Raw genomic sequence first — 16229 nt, 5'->3', positions numbered from 1 at the left:
TTCTCTTCGGGGGCGTTGAATGACGGACGGATGGATTCGGCCGCAGCGGTTGGCTGCTTCGGCCTTGGTGGTGTTCTCGGTCGCGAGTGCGGACGATGTGTTCGCGCAGACGCAACTGCCGTCTGTGACGATCGACGCGCCGCAGCAGCGGCAAGCGGCGCGCTCACAGCAGCCTTCGCAACGGACCACGCGCGCACGCAGCGCCGCACGCCGCGCGACAAGCGCTCCGGTGAGCGCACAGCCACAGGCCGCGCAGCAGGCCGCCGGCTCAGGCGGCGGGCACGAGCGCGCCAACGGCCCGGTCACCGGCTACCTGGCGCGACAGAGTTCGAGCGGCACCAAGACCAGCACGCCGATCATCGAGACGCCGCAATCGGTGAGCGTGATCAGCGCCGAGCAGATCCGCGACCAGAAGGTCGTCAGCAAGTTCGACGAGGTGCTGCGCTACACGCCGGGCGTGATCGGCGGCACCTACGGCGCCGATTTCCGCAACGACTGGTTCATGATCCGCGGCTTCCCGGCACAGAACGAGTCGCTGTTCCTCGACGGATTGCAGCTGTTCTACACCTCCTATGCGAGCTGGAAGCTGCAGCCCTTCAACCTCGAGCGCGTCGAGGTGCTACGCGGCCCGTCCGGCATCCTGTATGGCGGCTCGGCGCCCGGCGGCCTCGTCAATGCGGTGAGCAAGCTGCCGTCCGCCGAGCCGATTCGCTACATCGAGACCGGCATCAACAATTTCGGCAACGCCTACACCCAGTTCGACATCGGCGGCGCGATGGCGCAGCCGGCGGGCGGCCAGGTGCAGTATCGTCTGGTCGGCCAGGCCCAGGGCGGCGGCACCCAGACCGACTATGTCTACGACAACAACTTCTTCTTCGCTCCGTCGGTGACCTGGCGGCCGGACGCCGACACCAGCCTCACGGTGTTCGGCATGGCCTCGCACGCCAACACCCGCGCGCTGAACTTCCTGCCCTATGAAGGCACCGTCACCAACGCGCCGTTCGGCCGGATTCCGACCAGCCTGTTCGTCGGCGATCCCGGCGTCGACCAGTTCCGCCGCGATCAGGAGATGGTCGGCTATCAGTTCCAGAAGAGCATCACCGACAACGTCGACTTCCGGCAGAACGCGCGCATGGCGCATGTCGATGTCTACTATGCCGGCCTCTACGGGCTCGGCTACGCGACGACGCCGGCGGCCGCCGACATCAGCCGCGGCAATTTCTATACCCGCGGCATCGCCACCCAGCTCAACCTCGACAATCAGGTCGAATACCGCTTCGCCACCGGCGCGCTGCAACACACCGCGCTGGTCGGCGTCGATCTGAAATATTACGGGATCGACGACCGCCAGGGCTTTGGCATGGGCACCAACCTCAAGGTGCTCAATCCGGTCTACGGCAACAATCTGCCCTACAGCGGTGCGCTGTATCAGGACGCCTATCTCACCCAGGGCATGGCCGGGCTCTATCTGCAGGATCAGGTCAAGCTCGACCGCCTGACCGTCGTGCTGTCCGGACGCCAGGACTGGGTCGATCTCACCAACAACAACCGGATCGGCGCCGATCAGAGCCGCCAGGACAGCAAGTTCTCCGGCCGCGTCGGCGCGATCTACAATTTCGACGTGGGCGTTGCGCCCTACGTGTCCTACATGACCGGCTACAATCCGGTTGTCGGCACCAATGCCGCCGGCCAATTGCTGCTGCCGGAGACCTCCGAGCAGACCGAGATCGGCGTCAAGTACGAGCCGGTCGGGCTCAACGCGCGGTTCGGCGTCGCGCTGTTCGACCTGAAGCGCAAGAACGCGCTGACGACAGACCCGAACAACCCCTTATTCCAGACCCAGAACGGCGAGGTCACCTCGCGCGGCGTCGAGCTCGAGGCGGTCGCCAACATCACGCGCGATTTCAAGCTGGTGGCGAGCTACACCAATTACGAACTGTTCGTCAGCAAGGACCTCAATCCCGCGCTGATCGGCACCGTGCCGACCAACACGCCGCGCGAGCTCGCCTCGGTCTGGACCGACTACACCTTCCGCGATGGTCCGCTCACTGGCTTCGGCCTCGGCGGCGGCGTGCGCTATGTCGGTTCGTCCTTTGCCGACACCGCGAATACCGCGCGCGTTCCGGGCGTCGTGCTCGGCGACTTTGCTTTGCACTACGAATGGGACAACCACTGGCGCGCGGCGCTCAATGTGGTGAACATCACGGACAAGATCTACGTCGCGAGCTGCGCGACCATCAGTTCCTGCTACTACGGCGATCGCCGCCGCATCACGGCAAGCCTCGGCTACAAATGGTGAGCATGCCGCGAGGCATTCTGGTCACAAACATTGCGACAGCGAGGGGCGGTATTCGACCGCCTCTTTTTTTGACCGTCGTCAGGGTGGTGTCAGCATGTCGCGCTAGGTTTCGCGCCGCGGTGATATTTGCCGCGCCCAGACTGGCCCGCTCCGAAATGCGAGCCCCGGAGCGGGCCTTTTACGTCGCCAAGGGGTTTCCCGAGGCGGCCGGGACGATTCTTCCTCAGCGTGCCGGCCGCCGCGGCCGTTCGTGATGGCCGTCGGGCCTTTTGCACCACATCGAGACCGCAACCCCGCATCAACAGCCCCTGCCCGTTCCCGGCGCGGCCGCGATGGACATCGAACGATGATTACCCGACATTGCCGCGTTGAGGGCAAGCGATGATGTTCTGGATTGCAGGTCTGGTTGGATTGGCAGGCGCGTATCTGCTCGGTTCGATTCCCGTGGGCTATCTGGCCGGGAAATTGCTGCGGGGCATCGACATCAGGGAGCACGGTTCCAGATCCACGGGAGCAACGAACGTGTTGCGGACCCTGGGCAAGTGGCCAGCGTTGGTCGTCCTCCTGCTGGATGTGCTGAAAGGCGCGGCTGCGATTGCATTTGCCCGCTGGTTCTATCCCTGGCTGTCCACATGGCCATCGGTCACGCCACCGACGGCGCTTGATCTCCCTATCGTGGTGCCCTGGGCGGTCTGCCTGGCCGGCCTCGCCGTGTTGCTGGGACACGGCCGTTCGATCTGGTTGAATTTCAGCGGCGGCAAATCCGCGGCCACCGGACTCGGCGTGCTACTGGCGATCTCGTGGCCCGTAGGCTTGGGTGCCGCGATCGCCTTTGGCGTCGTGGTGGCGCTCTCCCGGATTGTCTCGCTCGCCTCAATGCTGGCGGCGCTCACCGCGGTCGCGCTGGTCTGCGGCCTAGAGCAATCATTGCCCTATCGGCTCCTGGTCATTGCGGGCAGCCTCTACGTCATCATGCGCCATCGCGCCAACATTCAACGGCTGCTGGCCGGGACAGAGCCACGTCTCGGACAGCCGTCGAATGCGACATCGCAAAGCTAGCGCTGAGTCCGCAAACGAATCCTCGTTGGCCACAACCGGCCGAGCAGAGGCCGCAGATTCTAGGAACCTTTGCCAATTTTTCCCGTTCCACCTCCGCCGATTGATACGGCTATTGGAGGAGACAACATGAACTTTAAGACCATTGTCGCGGCATCCTTGCTTGCCGCTTTCGTCGCGCCGGCCTTTGCCGCGGACGAATACTACGTCGTGCAGGACGTCAAGACGAAGAAATGCACGATCGTCGACCAGAAGCCGGTCGACACGACGACCACCGTCGTCAGCCCGTCAGGCACCGTTTACAAGACTCGCTCCGAGGCCGAGGCCGGCATGAAGACCGTCAAGGTCTGCAGCTCCAACTAATCGGCGCTCAGCCAAGGAGTTCTCTGATGAAGAAATTTGCCATCGGCTGCATCCTGGCCGCAACGCTCGCGACCGCCGCGCATGCGGCGACCACCATGTCTTCCGCCCCGACGGAGAGCTGGACCATCACCAACTACTACAAGCAGAACGTCTACGACCCGAAGGAATCCAAGATCGGGACGATTGACGACGTGCTTGTCGACAAGACCGGCAAGGTGACCGGCCTCGTCGTTGGCGTCGGCGGCTTTCTCGGTGCCGGCGAGAAGGATGTGATCGTGCCATACACGGCGATCAAATCTCAGAAGAAAGACGACAAGTGGTGGCTCACTCTCGATGAAACCAAGGACAGCCTGAAGGCTGCGCCGGGCTTCAAGTATGATCGGGCCAGCACGACCTGGAAGCCGGACAACAAGTAAGCACTGACGTCCCGTCTGCTCCTGTGTGCAGACGGGACGCGCTCCTGCGCGGACCGGAGGAGACTGCGCACAGGCTGTGGCTTGTTGAATTCCGATCTCGCCTGCGTTTCGATGTCTGAGCGATCTGCGCCGCTCCGCTCGCGCGCTACTGCTTCCGGAATACGGGATCACCCGCAGACGCATGCGCATACGCGGGCGATGACACTGAGCAGGCTGCTTGACAGGCGAACCGGCAACACGGAACGAGAGCCCCTACAGCCCCGTATAGCCGGCCTTCACATGATCGGTGCTGCCGTCGAGCTGCCGGAGATAGGTCAGTCCGCACACGGTCAGCCGATGCGGATCGCGCTCGCCGGCGTCGAACAGCGTTTGCACGTACTCCGTCACCTTCGCCCGCGCCTCGTCGCTGGCAGCGGACGTGCGGTTGAGCAGCAGATCATACGTCTGCATGATCCGATCGATAGCGGCTTCCATTGAAGTCTCCGGGTTGACGCTCAGGCGACCACCAACGTCTCGGCCTCGAATTTCGCGATCGCCTTGTTGGCGAGGCGGAGCCGGTTCAGTTCACCGCGCTGGAACAGCTTGACGATGATGCCGAGCAAACGCTCGTTGGTGGCGAAAGTGTCGGGAATGGCGCCGGATTTGCGCAGATAGTTGGAGGCGATCGCGTAGGCGTCACCGACGACCTCGACGTTCAGCACCTCGATCCCGCGCTCGACAAGCATATCCGGCCTCTCCATCAGAGCGTTTGCAAGCGAAGGCACCACTTCGCATGAAGAAAACGCGTCCAAAGCATCCAACGTGACGAGATCCGACCGGATCACGTCACGTCGGGAAACGAGATAAAGCGCAGGGAATGTCTTGGTTCCTCACCGAGCCCCATTTATTTTCGCAACTGCAGCATGAACCAGGCGCAGCATGAAAAACGCATCGGCCGGGCATGACCGATGCGCTGACTGCAGCAAGGCTGGACTGGAGCAAGGCTGGACTGAAGCAAGGCTGCCGGTCTTCTCACACGGCCGGCTTGGCCATCAGGCGAACAACAGGAAGGCTCAGAGGCGATACAGGATCTGGTCGGTCCAGAACCGCTCGAGGCGATGCAGCGACTTGTTGAGACTCGCGAACTCCTCGTTCGAGATGCCGCCGACCTGCTCCACCGTCTTGACGTGCTTCTGATAGAGCGCGTCGACGATCTTGCGCACTTCCTGGCCCTGCGGGGTCAGGCGGATGCGGACCGAGCGGCGGTCAACGCGCGAGCGCTGATGATCGAGGAAGCCGAGCTCGACGAGCTTCTTCAGATTGTAGGAGACGTTGGAGCCGAGATAGTAGCCGCGGGTGCGCAGCTCGCCGGCGGTCAGCTCCTTGTCTCCGATATTGTACAGCAGCAGCGCCTGCACCGAGTTGATATCGGCGCGGCCGCGACGATCGAATTCGTCCTTGATGACGTCGAGGAGCCGGCGATGCAGCCGCTCCACCAAAGTCAGGGCTTCGAGATAGAGCGGCTGCACCGGAGCTTGGCCGGCAGCGCGATCGGCGGCATCCGCCGCCGTTGTCGCAACGGCTTTCATCATGACACTTCCCCTGTTTGTCGATTTTATCGACTTTATTCGACGAAACTTGTGTCCCGCCTGATAGGTCCAACGTAAGGGGCCCGTTTGAATATCCGCTTAAATAAGAGAATAAAGAGATCATGAATTTAAGACAGTGAATCGTGGATTAAGCCCATGGATCAAGGGCTTTTCGCAACTTTTCATTGACGGTGGCAGCCCCCTGTTCACGCTTCGTCTGCCTGCCCTGTCACATTCGGAAACAGCATCGTTCGAATTCGAAACGGCGGCGTAAGGTGTGTGAGGGAACCCTTTACGGTGACCGATCGGTTACCGGAAAATTCTTTGAAAATTTTATCGGGATGCATCGGAGCGGACGCGTGCGATGCGCAGGCGGTCATCATTCGTTGCCGCGGCCAGATCGGTTCCGCCGTCAGCCCGCGCAAAGCCGGCCGGCACACGCGCCGAGATCCGGTGAAATGGGTCCCGACGGCAGGTCCCGCAGAGACGCCTTGGGAATGGGGCGCCTCGAAAGGGTGCGATCTGTCGGCAGACACCTAGCAGAACCAGCTGACCTGTCTTCTCGTTGGGCGCACGGCTGCCAAAAATCGCCAGCCGCCGCCGGGTATTCGCAGCGCTGTCGCAGCCAGGCAACACTGCATCGGTCCAGCGCGGCACGCGGGCCTTATCGATGACAGGATCTATGGCGGGCGTTCGCGCGCCGACATCCAGGCCAGCGCCAGATAGGCCGCGAGCATCAGGGCCTCGAGCCCGACCACGGTGAGGCTGCCGCCATAGATGCCGGGAAACATCAGCTCGATGACCGCCATCGACACGACGGTGGTCAGCCAGACCACGGCGCCCCACGGGGTCGCGAGCCAGAGCCCGACCGCGGCGACGAGCTCGATGACGGCGAAATAGATCGTGGCGGTCTGCCAGGCCATCGACTGGTTCTCGAAGGCCTCCTCCTCGCCGCCGACGAAGCCGGTCACCTGGGCCCAGTGGTAGAGGCCCTTGGCGACCGAGACGACCGCCATGATGCGCAGGAAGATGACGAGACGCCGCGTCCAGGCATTGTCGTCCGGCTCGATCCGGTCGGACGAGATCGCGCTGACCGAGATGGCATTGTCGCGCGCCTGATCGCGTGCAGAGGTGTCAGACATCCGAATCGCCGAACAACGGCCGCAAAATGGGGTTCATGGCGCAGTCTTGGCCCGCCGGGGAGGCAAAATCAATTGCCGTTGCGGCAATTCAAGGGCGCCCGGGATGCAATGGCGGCGCCATGACGGCGCCCCTGCGAGGTGCTAGAACGCGACTTATATCAGGTCCAGACCAGTATCAGGTCCAGACAAGGCTGCCGTCGAGGAGAAGACAACATGGCGATCAAATTCGGGCGCCCGATCGAATTGCGCGACACGCCGCGGCGCCAGACCGATGCCCTCGCCTCGCCCTCGCTCGACCTCACGATCCGGATGCGCCGCAACCGCAAGACCGAATGGGCCCGCCGCCTGGTGCGCGAGAACGTGCTGACCACCGACGACCTGATCTGGCCGATGTTCGTGGTCGACGGCCACAACGCCCGCACCCCGGTGGCCTCGATGCCCGGCGTCGAGCGGCTCACCGTCGACCAGATCGTGCGCGACGCCGAGCGCGCCGCCAGGCTCGACATCCCCTGCATCGCGCTGTTCCCGTTCACCGAGCCGTCGCTGCGCGACGAGCAAGGCTCGGAGGCGCTCAACCCCGACAACCTGGTCTGCCAGGCGGTGCGCGCGATCAAGCAGGAATTTCCTGATATCGGCGTGCTCTGCGACGTCGCGCTCGATCCCTTCACCAGCCACGGCCATGACGGGCTGATCGAAGGCGGCAAGATCCTCAACGACGAGACGGTTGCGGTGCTGGTCAAGCAGGCGCTGACCCAGGCCGAGGCCGGCTGCGACGTGATCGCGCCGTCCGACATGATGGACGGGCGGATCGGCGCGATCCGCGCCGCACTCGACGACAACGGTTTCGGCGACGTCCAGATCATGTCCTACGCGGCGAAATACGCCTCCGCCTTCTACGGCCCGTTCCGCGACGCGATCGGCTCGGCCAAGACGCTGACCGGCGACAAGCGCACCTATCAGATGGACAGTGCCAATTCCGACGAGGCATTGCGCGAGGTCGAGCTCGACATCGCCGAAGGCGCCGACATGGTGATGGTGAAGCCCGGCATGCCCTATCTCGACATCGTCCGCCGCGTGAAGGACAATTTCGCGATGCCGACCTTCGTCTATCAGGTGTCCGGCGAATACGCGATGATCGCAGGCGCCGCCGCCAATGGCTGGATCGACGGCGAGCGCGCGATGATGGAGAGCCTGGTCGGCTTCAAGCGCGCCGGCGCCGACGGCATCCTGACCTATTTCGCGCCGCAGGCCGCCGCGAAGATCCGGGCGGAACGCTGACAATTCCTTCGCCGTCATTTGCGAGCGAAGCGAAGCAATCGATGCCGCCGCGAGCTGAGAAATGGATCGCTTCGCTTCGCTCGCAATGACGGCGTGGGGTAAGAACCGCTCAATTCAGCCGCCGAATCGCCGGATTATTTCAGCTAGTTAATGTTCGCGTGGACTTGGCAGGCGGGCCTCCTGATCCCATGTCCTGCGCGGGAGTTTCATCGGAGGTTGGTCATGTCTTACGGCAATGACGGCAGCACTCGGCGCAGCGAGGCTTGGCGTAGCGAGGCCTGGCGCAACGACGGCGGCGTGCCTCCGCATGCGTTCGATCCGTCGATAGAGCCGGATCTGTTCCGCGGCGTGCTGACGCGGCGCGTGTTCGCGTTCCTGATCGACCTCTTCGTGCTGTCGGTGCCGGTGATCCTGGCCGTGATCTTCATTGCGGTGTTCGGCCTTGTCACGCTCGGCCTCGGCTGGGCGCTGTTCTGGCTGGTGTCGCCGGCCTCGATCGTCTGGGCCATCGTCTATTACGGCGCCTCGATCGGCGGCCAGCATTCGGCCACGATCGGCATGCGCATGATGGATCTGGAACTGCGCACCTGGTACGGCGCCCGCGGCTATTTCGTGCTCGGCGCCACCCATGCGGTGCTGTTCTGGGTGACGATCTCGTTCCTGTCGCCGCTGGTGCTGCTGGTCGGCCTGCTCAACGGCCGCCGCCGGCTGCTGCACGACATCATCCTCGGAACCGTTGTTATCAACAGCTCGGTCCGGACCCAGGTCAGTCCGGCCGCGCGGGCCTCCTATTAGGGCCACCTAAACCAATTGACCGTTAGCCTCCGGGGGGCGATGCTAACGCGGCTGCCTTTACTGTTTGTGGAGCCCGACGATCTGACGTGACCCAGCACTCGCGTGATACCCCGCAGTTTTATCTGACGGCGCCCTCGCCCTGCCCGTATCTCCCGGGCCGCCACGAGCGGAAGGTTTTCACGCACCTGGTCGGCGACAAAGCGGGCGATCTCAACGACTTGCTGACCCATGGCGGCTTCCGCCGCAGCCAGTCGATCGCCTATCGCCCGGCCTGCGACCAGTGCCGGGCCTGCGTCTCGGTCCGCGTCGTCGCCAACGAATTCCGCCCCTCCCGCAACTTCCGCAAGGTTCTGGCCCGCAACGCCGACATCATCGGCGAGCAGCGCACCGCGGTGCCGACCTCGGAGCAATATTCGGTGTTCCGGGCCTATCTCGACCGCCGCCACCGCAACGGCGGCATGGCCGACATGACGGTGCTGGACTACGCGATGATGGTCGAGGACAGCCATGTCGAGACCCGGATCATCGAATACCGCAAGCGCAACGCCGACAGCGCCATCACCGGCCGCGGCGACGAGCTGATGGCGGTGGCGCTGACCGACGTGCTCAGCGACGGGCTGTCGATGGTCTATTCGTTCTTCGAGCCGGGGCTTGAGGCGCGTTCGCTCGGCACCTTCATGATCCTCGACCATATCGCCCGCGCCCGCCGGCAGGGCCTTCCTTACGTCTATCTCGGCTACTGGATCGAGGGCTCCAAGAAGATGGACTACAAGGGCCGCTTCCTGCCGCAGCAGCGGCTCGCGCCGTCGGGCTGGCTGCGCGTCGACGCGACCGGCGAGGTGCCTGCGGAGCCGCAGGACTGAACGCGCGAATAGCGACTGGCCAATAGCGAATAGCCGTTGGCCCTCAATTCGCTGACCCTATTCGCTATTCGCCTGCTCACCCGAAGATCGTATCGAACAACAGCTTCACGTTCAGGATCACGATCAGCCCGGCGATGATCCACGCCACGGCCGCGACCGGCGCTGAGATCGCAAGCTTGCCCATCTTGCGCTTGTCGGACACGAAGCGCACCAGCGGGATCACCGCGAACGGCAGCTGCATCGACAGCACGACTTGGCTGAACACCAGGAGCTGCGCGGTGCCGCTCTCGCCATAGAGCGCGGCGACCACGATGACCGGGACGATCGCGATGCCGCGGGTCACCAGCCGTTGCAGCCAGTCCGGCAGCCGCAAATCGAGAAAGCCCTGCATCACGATCTGGCCGGCCAAGGTCGCCGTCACCGTCGAGTTGAGACCGGAGGCGAGCAGCGCCACCGCAAACAGCGTCGAGGCGATGCCGAGCCCGAGCAGCGGCGACAGCAATTCGAACGCCTGATCGATCTCGGCGACATCGGAATGGCCGCTCTTGTGGAAGGTCGCGGCCGCCAGCACCAGGATCGCGGCATTGACGAACAGCGCCAGCATCAGCGCGATGGTGGAATCGGCGGTCGCCCACTTGATCGCATCGCGCCGCCCCTCGTCGGTGCGCGGATAGGCGCGGGTCTGCACGATCGAGGAGTGCAGATAGAGGTTATGCGGCATCACGGTCGCGCCGATGATGCCGATCGCGATGTAGAGCATCTCCGGATTGGTGACGATCTCGCGCGACGGCATGAAGCCGCCGAGCACGCCGGCGATCGGCGGCGCCGCGGCGGCGATCTGCACCACGAAGCAGACCGCGATGACGATCAACAGCGCGATCACGAAGGCCTCGAGGAAGCGGAAGCCGCGGTTCATCAGCAGCAGCAGCAGGAACGCATCGAGCGCGGCGAGCAGCGCGCCGCCGATCAGGGGAATGCCAAACAACAGCTTCAGCGCGATCGCGGTGCCGATCACCTCGGCCAGATCGCAGGCGATGATCGCGGCCTCGCAGGCGAGCCAGAGCAAGAGATTCACCGGCCGCGAATAGGTCGCGCGACAGGCCTGCGCGAGGTCGCGGTCGGTGGCGATGCCGAGCCGCGCCGACAGCGCCTGCAGCAGGATCGCCATCAAATTGGAGAGCAGGATGACCGACAGCAGCGTGTAACCGAACTTCGATCCGCCGGCGAGGTCGGTCGCCCAATTGCCGGGGTCCATGTAGCCGACCGAGACCAGATAGCCGGGTCCTGCGAAGGCCAGCAGCCGGCGCCACCACACGCCCGTGCTCGGCACCCGAACGGTCGCGTTCACCTCGGGAAGGCTGCGCGCATGGCCGGCGTCATTGCGCCAGCCGCCCGGCCCGGCGCTGGGAGCGGAAACGGAAGGCATTTCAGGGGTCCTGGCATCCATCGCGTCAGGATGGCCGATCTCTCCCGTTATTGCAACTCATTTGCAACTGCATCTAGGCTCACGAAGCCGCCACTGCCCCGTCGGCGGCAATTCTGCGGTCCGCAGCCCTTCAGTTTTCCACAGTTGCGAAGTGGGGTGCGTTGCCGAATAACCTACCAGTTGATAGTATAATAATTGAGGATGTTGCGAGGCTGGCCCTCCGCCAAGCATGCCTCGGAGTCGCGTTCAATCCATGAAACCTTGAGAGGATACTATGGCTAAGAAAGCGAAGAAGGCGAAGAAAGCGAAGGACGACCAATGTGCACAGTGAGACGGACTCCTTGCACACCCGCACCCTCGGCTTAGTCCAGGTTGCGATCATGAACGTGATTATTAACCGACCCGATCGTGCGTACGGGACCGCAATATCCGCTGAAGTTTCTCGTATCGTTGGTCGCGAGCTCGCAGATGCGCAAATTTACATCGCTCTGGGACGGCTCGAAGAGCACGGGTTGATTAATTCTCGCGTTGATGAAGTTTCGACGCCCTCCAAGAAATCGAGAGGGCGCCCGCGGAAGTATTATGCCTCAACTGCTAAGGGGCGGAGGGCGCTGAAAGACGCGGGCGCATACACCCTTTCGACTAGCCCCTTCATGAAATCTGTTGCCGCCACTTTTGGAGGTGATCATGAAGGCACGCAGAATGGCCCGATGCCGCCCCCCGTGGTGGTGTAAAGCCGCTCTGTACGCGGCTCTGTGGCCGCGTGCAGAGTTCTACGACTACCGTATTGGACTACAGCGTAAATACTTGAGGCTTGTTCGCGATAAGGGCTTGAACGAAGCAAAAAGATATGCGCGGCGACAGGCTTTGGGTTGGTGTTGGGCGTTCGGTTGGCGTGTTGCTAGGAGTACGGTCGTCTTGTTTCACATTGCAAGATGACGCGAGCAGAATGCGGATAAAGGCGGAGCATAGTGCTCCGCCTTTTGCGTGGTCTCCGTGATCGCGCTTCACCTCACGCTCGACGCCAACGAGCGCACTTGCCCTTCCTTGCTGATGTCCCGCCTGCCTCGGCGCCTTCGCGGATTCTCGGACCGCGGCTTTTGGCGTTGTCAGGAAACGGGTGGGATCGGACGTCGTCCAACCACACACTATGGCGAGATCGAATTTGCCCAGGGATTCTGCCATGTCCGCCGATACGCCGCCTCGCCTGCCAAGCACCTTCAATCGCCTGGCCTGGTCCAACCTCGCCGCGCAATCGGCCGAGCAGATCGCGCTTGCCGCCGCGCCGATCGTCGCCGTGCTGGTGCTCGGCGTCGGCGAAGGCCAGACCGGCCTGTTGCAGACCGCGCTGACGCTGCCCTTCATCCTGTTTGCGATTCCGGCCGGCCTGTTGGCCGACCGTGTGTCGCGGCGCTGGGTGATGGCGGGCTCCGAGGCGCTGCGTGCGGCGGCGCTGGCCGCGATCCTGCTGTTGCTCTGGCTCGGCCTGATGACCTTGCCGCTGCTTGCCGTGCTCGGCTTCATCGCCGTCTGCGGCACGGTCGCCTACAGCGTCGCGGCGCCGGCGCTGGTCCCGTCGCTGGTGACGTCACAGCAATTGCCCGCCGCCAATGCCCGCATCGAGCTCGCACGCACCGTCGCCTTCGCCAGCGGCCCCGCGCTCGGCGGCGTGCTGGTCGGCTGGGTCGGCGCCGCGCCCGCCTTCGGCTTCGCCGCGGCACTGTCGGCGATCGCGGTCGTGCTGCTCGCCGGCCTCTACGAGCCGGCGCGCCAGCCCGCCCCGCGGCGTCATCCGATGCAGGACATCAAGGAAGGCGCTGTTTTCGTGATGCACCACGCCCTGCTGCGGCCGGTGTTCATCACCCAGTTCATCTTCAACACCGCGTCGTTCCTGCTGCTCGCCGTGTTCGTGCCCTATGCGGTGCGCCATCTCGGGCTCAGCGCCACCGGCGTCGGCACCACGCTTGCGATGTACGGCGTCGGCATGGTGGTCGGCGCGCTGTTCGCAACCCGGGTGATGAAGCGGCTGGCGTTCGGCACCGTGATCGGGCTCGGCCCGGTCACCGGCCTGGTCGCCTCGCTGGTGATGGCGCTGACCACCTGGATCGCGACGCCGCTGCTCGCGGGCCTCGGCTTCTTCCTGCTCGGCGTCGGCCCGATCCTCTGGGTGATCTCGACCACCACGCTGCGGCAATCGGTGACGCCGCCCTCGCTGCTCGGCCGCGTCTCGGCGATCAACATCATGAGCTACGGCGCCCGCCCGCTCGGCTCCGCGCTCGGCGCCGTCGTCGGTGGCCTCTACGGTGCCGAAGCCTGCCTCTACCTCGCGGCCGCGATCTTCGCCGCCCAGGCGCTGGTGATCCTGATGTCGCCCGCAGTGTCGCTGACGCGGCAGCCCGACATGGTCGGAGAGCCGGCACGGTGTTGAACAGCCCCTGCCCCCGCGTCATTGCGAGGAGCGAAGCGACGAAGCAATCCATTGCTCCACAAGCGGTGAAATGGATTGCTTCGCTTCGCTCGCAATGACGGGAAACGAGTCCGGCTAGCTCGCCAGGTACCGCTCATACTTGCCGCCGACCACCTCGTCGGCTGCAACGGCCGGATCCAGCGTGTAGAGATCCTGCGCGTGGCTGATGCCGCGCAGCACGAAGCGGCCGGTGGAGACCAGGTAGTTGCGGCCGGCGGCGTCGAGCCCGGTGCGGAAATCGCTCGAGGTCAGCAATTCCCGGTCGACCGACGCGCACATCGAGGCGATCCGGCTGACCTCGTTGACGGCGGGCCCGACCACGGTGAAATCCAGCCGGTCCTCGCTGCCGATATTGCCGTAAAACACCTGGCCGACGTGGAGCCCGACATAGGCTGTCGTGGTCGGACGTCCCTCGTTCTCGCGGCGATCGTTCAGCACGCGGATGTTGTGGCGGAATCTGTGCTCGGCCCGCAGCGCTGCGCGCTTGGCGCTCGCCAGGTTCTCGCTGGTGAACATCGCCAGCACGCCGTCGCCGATCAGCTTCAAGACCTCGCCGCCGGCGTCATGGATCGCGTCGATCGAGGCCTGCGCGTAGTCGTTGAGGAACGGGATGATCTCGTCGGGCCCGATGCGCTCGCTGATCGCGGTCGAGCCGCGCACGTCGGAATACCACAGCACGGCCTTGATCTTCTCGGTGATGCCGCGCTGCATGCGCCCGCGCAGCACCTGCTCCGCCGTCTCGCGTCCGAGATAGACCCGGCCGAGCGTGCGGGCGATCTCGACCTGAGCAGCCGACTTGATCGCGAGTCCGAGCACCGGCACCAGATCGCGCAGCGCCGCCATGTGATCGTCGCTGAACCCGTCCGAATGGCGCGTGGTGTAGTAGGAATAGAAGCAGTCCATCTCGCCGATCGTGCCGGCCTCGCCGAACCGGTGGACGAACGCCGCGAAATGCTTGTGGCCCTTCTCGGCCAGCTCGCCGATCATCGAGAAATCATGGTTCTCGGCGAGATCGATCACCATCTCGTCATGGCCGTTTTCGAGCATGTGATGGAACGCCGACCGCCGCCAGGTCTGACTGGCCTCGCCGCTGCTGGTCGAGCCGTATTCGAAGATGTCGGCCTCGTTGCTCTCGCCGTCGTTCCAGCGGAAGCCGCGCCCCTCGAAGATCGGATGCAGGGTGTCGATGAAGACGATCGCCCGCGACAGCGGCATGCCGGCCGCCCGGCAGCGCTCGCAGAAGCCGCGCAACAGGTCGTTTTCCGGCAGGCCGGTGAGGCCCTGGCGGACCAGCCAATTCATCAGGCGCAAGCGGGGCGTCAGTTCCATCAGTGGATTATGCCGGGCAATCGGTGCGGGAGGAAGGGCTCGTCGTCGCGTGACAGATGCGAACGCCCATGCGGCATTGCAGGGCCGCCTCGCCTCGCCATTTCACAGGGAACAGCGCGCCGATTCGGCTTTCCTTTGCCCCGCCCTTCGCGCACAAGGGCGCATGGACAACGACCGCGACGAGCCCAATCCGATCCGACGCCTCGTGCATTGGGCGATCACCCCGCCGCAATCCTATGGCGTGTATCTGGCCGGCATCATCCTGGTGTACGCCCTGTCGTTCTACGCCGGCACGATGAAGCCGAAGCACGTCCCCGCCGCGCCGGTGAGCGCGCCGTCCGCTCCGCACAGCTGATCGGGCGGTAACAAGGCCGCTCAGTCATAAAACTCCGGCGACAGCTTCAGCCCGTCGCGCTGCACCTTGTCGTGGTTGATCCAGAGCTGCGCTTTCTCTTTCGTCAGCGTGTCCGCGATCTTCTGCATCGAGGCCAGCGTCTGCTCCTTGCTGGCATTCAGGCTCGGCACCCGTCGATTGTCCCAATTATCCCTGAAGTGAACGGCATCGCCGGTCAGCACGACCGCGCCGGTGTGCGGCAGCTTGACCAGCAGCGACTGGTGGCCGGGCGTGTGGCCCGGCGTCGACAGGATCGTCACGCTGCCGTCGCCGAACACGTCGCGGTCGCCCTCGAGCCTGGTGACGGGATGCTCGGGCTTGAGGCGCGGCGCATTGTTGGCGCCGGGCCATTCGTACTCGGCCTTCTGCACATACAGCATCGCGGCCGGAAACATTTCGACATTGCCGATGTGATCGGGATGGGTGTGCGAGACCGCCATCGCCTTGATGTCCGACGGCTTGACCCCGAGCTGGTCGAGCTGCGCGGCGAGCGTCTTCGGCCGCCGCCAGGTGACGGCCTTGGGGTCGGCGGGCGCAAGGCCGTTCGGCATCGCCGCGACCGCGTCGGGAATGCCGGTGTCCCACAGGAACCAGCCCTGCGCGTGCTTGATCAAGTAGCAATTGTCGACGAAGTCCATCGACTTGCCTTCGTTCACGCCGGGCGACCAGCGCGAAATGTCGCCGGCAACGCCTTCACCGCAGTTGAGGATGTAGAGCCGCTCGACGCCGGATTTCTCCGGCTGGGCGCCTGCGTGCGGCACAGCGCCCACCGCCCAGAGCAGCATCGCAAGACCGATTGCCTTCTTCACGTCGCCCTCCGCTGATCGCGCCGG

At 64.3% G+C, this 16229-nt stretch carries 17 protein-coding genes; 10 read left to right on the top strand and 7 right to left on the bottom strand.

The features are described from left to right. Nucleotides 1-19 precede the first annotated feature (19 nt). From ACVINW_RS28990 to ACVINW_RS28975, 4 genes are all read left to right on the top strand, one after another. A complete protein-coding gene (locus ACVINW_RS28990) occupies nucleotides 20-2299 on the top strand; it encodes a TonB-dependent siderophore receptor (RefSeq protein ID WP_456754432.1) in 2280 nt (759 codons plus the stop codon). Between the two features lie 381 nt (nucleotides 2300-2680). Then, a complete protein-coding gene (plsY, locus tag ACVINW_RS28985) occupies nucleotides 2681-3358 on the top strand; it encodes a glycerol-3-phosphate 1-O-acyltransferase PlsY (protein WP_456754431.1) in 678 nt (225 codons plus the stop codon). 126 nt (nucleotides 3359-3484) lie between these two features. Then, on the top strand, nucleotides 3485-3718 hold the full coding sequence (locus tag ACVINW_RS28980; RefSeq protein ID WP_456754430.1) for a hypothetical protein: 234 nt from the start codon (nucleotides 3485-3487) through the stop codon (nucleotides 3716-3718). 26 nt (nucleotides 3719-3744) lie between these two features. Next, on the top strand, nucleotides 3745-4134 hold the full coding sequence (locus ACVINW_RS28975; RefSeq protein WP_456754429.1) for a PRC-barrel domain-containing protein: 390 nt from the start codon (nucleotides 3745-3747) through the stop codon (nucleotides 4132-4134). 252 nt (nucleotides 4135-4386) lie between these two features. Here ACVINW_RS28975 and ACVINW_RS28970 read toward each other — a convergent pair whose 3' ends face one another. The 4 genes from ACVINW_RS28970 to ACVINW_RS28955 all read right to left on the bottom strand — a co-directional run bounded on the left by ACVINW_RS28970 (nucleotide 4387) and on the right by ACVINW_RS28955 (nucleotide 6844). After that, on the bottom strand, nucleotides 4387-4608 hold the full coding sequence (locus ACVINW_RS28970) for a hypothetical protein (RefSeq protein ID WP_456754428.1): 222 nt from the start codon (nucleotides 4606-4608) through the stop codon (nucleotides 4387-4389). 20 nt (nucleotides 4609-4628) lie between these two features. Continuing rightward, nucleotides 4629-4859, bottom strand: coding sequence for a hypothetical protein (locus ACVINW_RS28965; protein WP_050627401.1), 231 nt, complete (start codon nucleotides 4857-4859; stop codon nucleotides 4629-4631). 327 nt (nucleotides 4860-5186) lie between these two features. Then, the gene (gene ldtR / locus ACVINW_RS28960; protein WP_024583358.1) at nucleotides 5187-5705 is read right to left on the bottom strand and encodes a transcriptional regulator LdtR; all 519 of its coding nucleotides are present in this window, start codon (nucleotides 5703-5705) and stop codon (nucleotides 5187-5189) included. Nucleotides 5706-6382: 677 nt separating this feature from the next. Then, the gene (locus ACVINW_RS28955) at nucleotides 6383-6844 is read right to left on the bottom strand and encodes a DUF6163 family protein (protein ID WP_016845013.1); all 462 of its coding nucleotides are present in this window, start codon (nucleotides 6842-6844) and stop codon (nucleotides 6383-6385) included. Nucleotides 6845-7057: 213 nt separating this feature from the next. Between ACVINW_RS28955 and hemB the strand changes: the two genes are divergently transcribed. From hemB to ACVINW_RS28940, 3 genes are all read left to right on the top strand, one after another. Further along, a complete protein-coding gene (gene hemB / locus ACVINW_RS28950; protein WP_456754427.1) occupies nucleotides 7058-8122 on the top strand; it encodes a porphobilinogen synthase in 1065 nt (354 codons plus the stop codon). 222 nt (nucleotides 8123-8344) lie between these two features. Continuing rightward, a complete protein-coding gene (locus ACVINW_RS28945) occupies nucleotides 8345-8917 on the top strand; it encodes an RDD family protein (RefSeq protein WP_456754426.1) in 573 nt (190 codons plus the stop codon). Nucleotides 8918-9003: 86 nt separating this feature from the next. Further along, entirely contained in the window at nucleotides 9004-9780 is a 777-nt protein-coding gene (locus ACVINW_RS28940) for an arginyltransferase (protein ID WP_456754425.1), read from the top strand. 76 nt (nucleotides 9781-9856) lie between these two features. On the opposite strand, the gene ACVINW_RS28935 is transcribed toward ACVINW_RS28940, so the two are convergent. Beyond that, nucleotides 9857-11227 carry an Nramp family divalent metal transporter gene (locus tag ACVINW_RS28935; protein WP_456754424.1) on the bottom strand — a complete coding sequence of 457 codons (1371 nt, stop codon included), beginning with the start codon at nucleotides 11225-11227 and terminating at the stop codon, nucleotides 9857-9859. A 359-nt stretch (nucleotides 11228-11586) separates the two neighbouring features. Between ACVINW_RS28935 and ACVINW_RS28930 the strand changes: the two genes are divergently transcribed. Continuing rightward, nucleotides 11587-11940, top strand: a complete 354-nt coding sequence (locus ACVINW_RS28930) for a PadR family transcriptional regulator (RefSeq protein ID WP_456754423.1) — start codon at nucleotides 11587-11589, stop codon at nucleotides 11938-11940. A gap of 449 nt (nucleotides 11941-12389) precedes the next feature. Then, nucleotides 12390-13634: an MFS transporter gene (locus ACVINW_RS28925; RefSeq protein ID WP_456754422.1), complete on the top strand. Its 1245-nt coding sequence runs from the start codon at nucleotides 12390-12392 to the stop codon at nucleotides 13632-13634. 114 nt (nucleotides 13635-13748) lie between these two features. On the opposite strand, the gene ACVINW_RS28920 is transcribed toward ACVINW_RS28925, so the two are convergent. Further along, nucleotides 13749-15002, bottom strand: a complete 1254-nt coding sequence (locus ACVINW_RS28920; protein ID WP_456754421.1) for an adenylate/guanylate cyclase domain-containing protein — start codon at nucleotides 15000-15002, stop codon at nucleotides 13749-13751. A 163-nt stretch (nucleotides 15003-15165) separates the two neighbouring features. Between ACVINW_RS28920 and ACVINW_RS28915 the strand changes: the two genes are divergently transcribed. After that, the gene (locus tag ACVINW_RS28915) at nucleotides 15166-15357 is read left to right on the top strand and encodes a hypothetical protein (protein ID WP_456754420.1); all 192 of its coding nucleotides are present in this window, start codon (nucleotides 15166-15168) and stop codon (nucleotides 15355-15357) included. A 20-nt stretch (nucleotides 15358-15377) separates the two neighbouring features. On the opposite strand, the gene ACVINW_RS28910 is transcribed toward ACVINW_RS28915, so the two are convergent. Continuing rightward, nucleotides 15378-16181 carry an N-acyl homoserine lactonase family protein gene (locus tag ACVINW_RS28910; RefSeq protein WP_456756529.1) on the bottom strand — a complete coding sequence of 268 codons (804 nt, stop codon included), beginning with the start codon at nucleotides 16179-16181 and terminating at the stop codon, nucleotides 15378-15380. Nucleotides 16182-16229 lie beyond the last annotated feature (48 nt).

The organism is Bradyrhizobium sp. USDA 4461, from assembly GCF_054055655.1.
The sequence above is the reverse complement of the archived record's forward strand: the minus strand, read 5'-3'. Positions and strand labels throughout refer to the sequence as shown.